Source organism: Candidatus Proelusimicrobium excrementi (assembly GCF_937881865.1).
GTDB classification, from domain to species: domain Bacteria; phylum Elusimicrobiota; class Elusimicrobia; order Elusimicrobiales; family Elusimicrobiaceae; genus Proelusimicrobium; species Proelusimicrobium excrementi.
In genome coordinates this window covers 1-2,950 of the sequence record NZ_CALGEO010000073.1, presented here as the reverse complement: position 1 = coordinate 2,950, position 2,950 = coordinate 1, and the positions used below count along the sequence as shown (strand labels likewise).

The following is a 2,950-nucleotide window of genomic DNA, read 5'->3' as shown; positions in this document are numbered from 1 at the left end:
CGCCGGGACAGAAGATAGAAGCACCGGCTAAAGAGGAAATTAACGAAGCGGCGGAATTTGACGACCCTTTCGCTGATTAATTTCCCCGGGGCGGGCCGTATCCTCTCCCGCCCCGACCCAAAAATTAAGGAGATAACATGGCAGAAACAAAAAATAAACCAATCAAAAGTTACAGGCTGGGCAATGTGGAAGCCTCCGTTTGGCCCAATAAAAACCCAAAAGACGGAAGCCTTTATTTTAGTTTTAACTTTCAAAAAAGTTACAAAAACAAAGACGGCGAGTGGGTGCAGACGGGCTTTTATAACCGGGGCGATTTAGCCTATTTGGCTATCTTAGCTCAAAAAATACTTTGCGAAGAAATAAGCCCTATCGAAAGAAAAAAATCGGCGGCGGCCTCAAGCGCGCAAGCGCAATACGAGCCGGAACCGCCGGCGGCGGATAGTTATGACGACGCGCCATTTTAAGGAGGTAAATTTATGACGGAACACGCGGTACAAACCCAAATTTGCCAAACGCTCAGGCGGCTTAATATGTTCTTTTTTAAAATCCCGAACGAACAGAAATTTAAGCAGTATAATCCGGCGGCCTATGCGTCCAAAATGAAAGCGGAAGGCTTTAGGGCCGGCGCGCCGGATTTGGCGGTGCTTTTGCCAAACGGCGTAACTTTATGGCTTGAAGTCAAAAGGCCGGCGGCTTACGGTATAGGCAAGAGCGGCAAGCAAATAATAATCAGCCCGGCGGGTAAGCAAAGCGCGGCGCAGATTGAGTTTGAAAGGGAAGTAAAACTTTTAGGGCACCTTTATTACGTTGTACACAGCCCGGCGGAAGCTTTTAAAGCTTTGGAAGACGCGAAGAATCTTTCGGCCGGGAGCGTAAAAATAGGCGGCACGAATTAGGCGGTATTTATGGCGGAAAAAAATTCTTTTATCTTGCATTTGAAGTATGGAAGCATATTTGCCGAAATGTCCGATAAGCAAGCCGGAGTATTAATCAAAGCGATATTTAATTATATTGCCACGGGCAAGACAATGGAGGGCTTAAACGATGTTGAGGTGAAGACGGCTTTTAAGTTCATAAAGCTGGATTTGGATTATAACAATGCCAAATATACCGAACTTTGCGAAAAGCGCGCGGCTTGGGGTAGGAAAGGCGGCAAGCCTAAAAAGGCAGAAGCAGAAGCTTTCACGGAAAGCATAAGCTTACAAGATAAGCATAAGCCCCCTTATGCTTTAAACGAAAGCATAAGCAAACATAATGATGTTGTAGTTGATGTTGATAATGATGTTGATAAACTACAACTACTTACTGCGGCAGATGCCGCAGGGCAAGCGGAAAAATCCCCAAAACCCAAGAAATTAAACAACCTGCAGGAGTTTTCAAACCGGGTAATTGCGGAATTTGAGGATTTGCAAACGCAAAATCAGATAAGCGTTTGGTTTAAGCGAAATTGCCGTAATTTATCGGACATCTTGAAGTTTTGCGGCGGGGATATTGATATCGGCCTTGAATGTATTGCCGTTTGTGTGGAACGGCTGGAAAAAGCCGGGCTTAAAGGCGGGTATGAAGCCGTCTGCAGGAACTTGCCCGACTATTACCGAGAGGCCTGCCAAAGAGTTAAAGCGAGGGTAAAGAATGCACAGGAAAACAACTGAAGATATTTTTAAAACGCCGCCGGCAAATGCTTGCAATAAGTGCTGGCAAGATAAGCACGGCGCTTATATGAGCCTGCCGGTTTTCTTGGAAGCGGAAGATTCTTACAAGCCGCATATCCTGCTTTGTTATAAGGCGGTTTGCCCAATTTGCGGCGACGTTAAGATTTATTGCCGGGCGGCGGATTTCCCCAAAACGGGCATTTACCGTTTAAGCGGCGATATCCCGGATTTTAATTTGCGGTTTTGGCCCGAACTTAAAGGCATAGACTTTAACGGGTTTATATCCCTTATGCTGGCAGAGCCAAAGCGGCAGTATTACACGCCGGACGAACTGCCGCGCGAGATTTTCGGCCACAGGGCAGAGTTTTATGAGCCGCAGGCAGAATCGGCTTTGCCTTTGTAGAACAAGATATAGAACAGAAAAATAATTTAGAACATCTAAACGGCGATGAACGGCGTTTATTACGCGTTTTGTTCTAGGTTTTTGGAGGAAAATGGAAATTAAAGGGAAGGTACATTGTTTCTTTGAGCAGAGTGGTACATTTAAGAACGAATTTATCAAATTGGGGATACCGGCCGAGGATTATGACGTGCAAAATAACTTCGGGCAGACAGACCACGTAATTGATTTGTTTGCAGAGATAGAGAAAGGGTATGAAGGGAAACAAAGTATATTTGACAATATAACCAAAGATGATTTGATAGTGGCTTTTTACCCTTGCATTTATTTTTGCGAAAAATCACAATGGGCATTTACTTTTGCATATCTGAATTATCGTATGCTAACAGATTTTCAAAAAATAGAAAAGATTTTAGAACGTGAAAACAATCGGCACTATTTCTATTCGCTGTTATTGAAGTTAGTCGGCGTGTGTGAACATAAAGATATTAGAATTATAATTGAAAACCCATACACACAACCACATTTTTTGACAAATAATTTTGCGTTGCCACCTGCTTTTATAGATGAAGACCGTAGTCGTAGGGGGGATATAAGAAGAAAACCGACCCAATACTTCTATTTTAATTGCGTGCCTACTTATGGCGAGAGTTACCAGCAAACGCCAAAAGACAAAATCCTGTCGCACGATTATTTGAAGGGTGGAAAGCACGCTGGCTTATGTAGTGAAGAACGCAGTATGATTTACCCCGACTATGCAAGAAATTTTATTTGTGATTTCATTCTTGGCAAAGAGCAAAAAGGAAGCCAAATGCAGTTATTTAATTTTGAGGAGCAGAAAAAATGAACGAAAATGAAAAATTGGCGTTGCAAGAACGCATCATCGAAGCACTGAAAA

The 2,950-nt window shown here is 43.4% G+C and carries 5 protein-coding genes; all 5 read left to right on the top strand.

Annotated features, from left to right (window positions below; translation table 11 throughout):
• Nucleotides 1-137: 137 nt before the first annotated feature.
• The 5 genes from ACQY26_RS03535 to ACQY26_RS03515 all read left to right on the top strand — a co-directional run bounded on the left by ACQY26_RS03535 (nt 138) and on the right by ACQY26_RS03515 (nt 2,899).
• Nucleotides 138-464 carry a hypothetical protein gene (locus ACQY26_RS03535; RefSeq protein WP_428047721.1) on the top strand — a complete coding sequence of 109 codons (327 nt, stop codon included), beginning with the start codon at nt 138-140 and terminating at the stop codon, nt 462-464.
• 12 nt (nt 465-476) lie between these two features.
• Nucleotides 477-896, top strand: a complete 420-nt coding sequence (locus tag ACQY26_RS03530; protein ID WP_428047720.1) for a hypothetical protein — start codon at nt 477-479, stop codon at nt 894-896.
• A gap of 9 nt (nt 897-905) precedes the next feature.
• The gene (locus ACQY26_RS03525; protein ID WP_428047718.1) at nt 906-1,652 is read left to right on the top strand and encodes a DUF6291 domain-containing protein; all 747 of its coding nucleotides are present in this window, start codon (nt 906-908) and stop codon (nt 1,650-1,652) included.
• Nucleotides 1,633-2,055 carry a hypothetical protein gene (locus tag ACQY26_RS03520; RefSeq protein ID WP_428047717.1) on the top strand — a complete coding sequence of 141 codons (423 nt, stop codon included), beginning with the start codon at nt 1,633-1,635 and terminating at the stop codon, nt 2,053-2,055. Before ACQY26_RS03525 ends, ACQY26_RS03520 begins: the two co-directional genes overlap by 20 nt.
• Nucleotides 2,056-2,146: 91 nt before the next feature.
• Nucleotides 2,147-2,899 carry a hypothetical protein gene (locus tag ACQY26_RS03515; protein ID WP_428047716.1) on the top strand — a complete coding sequence of 251 codons (753 nt, stop codon included), beginning with the start codon at nt 2,147-2,149 and terminating at the stop codon, nt 2,897-2,899.
• The last annotated feature ends 51 nt before the right edge of the window (nt 2,900-2,950 follow it).

Bases quoted from the DNA above. Each gene is read 5' to 3' on its own strand.
- ACQY26_RS03525 (WP_428047718.1), top strand. From the start codon at position 906: ATGGCGGAAAAAAATTCTTTTATCTTGCATTTGAAGTATGGAAGCATA.
- ACQY26_RS03515 (WP_428047716.1), top strand. From the start codon at position 2,147: ATGGAAATTAAAGGGAAGGTACATTGTTTCTTTGAGCAGAGTGGTACA.
- ACQY26_RS03520 (WP_428047717.1), top strand. From the start codon at position 1,633: ATGCACAGGAAAACAACTGAAGATATTTTTAAAACGCCGCCGGCAAAT.
- ACQY26_RS03535 (WP_428047721.1), top strand. From the start codon at position 138: ATGGCAGAAACAAAAAATAAACCAATCAAAAGTTACAGGCTGGGCAAT.
- ACQY26_RS03530 (WP_428047720.1), top strand. From the start codon at position 477: ATGACGGAACACGCGGTACAAACCCAAATTTGCCAAACGCTCAGGCGG.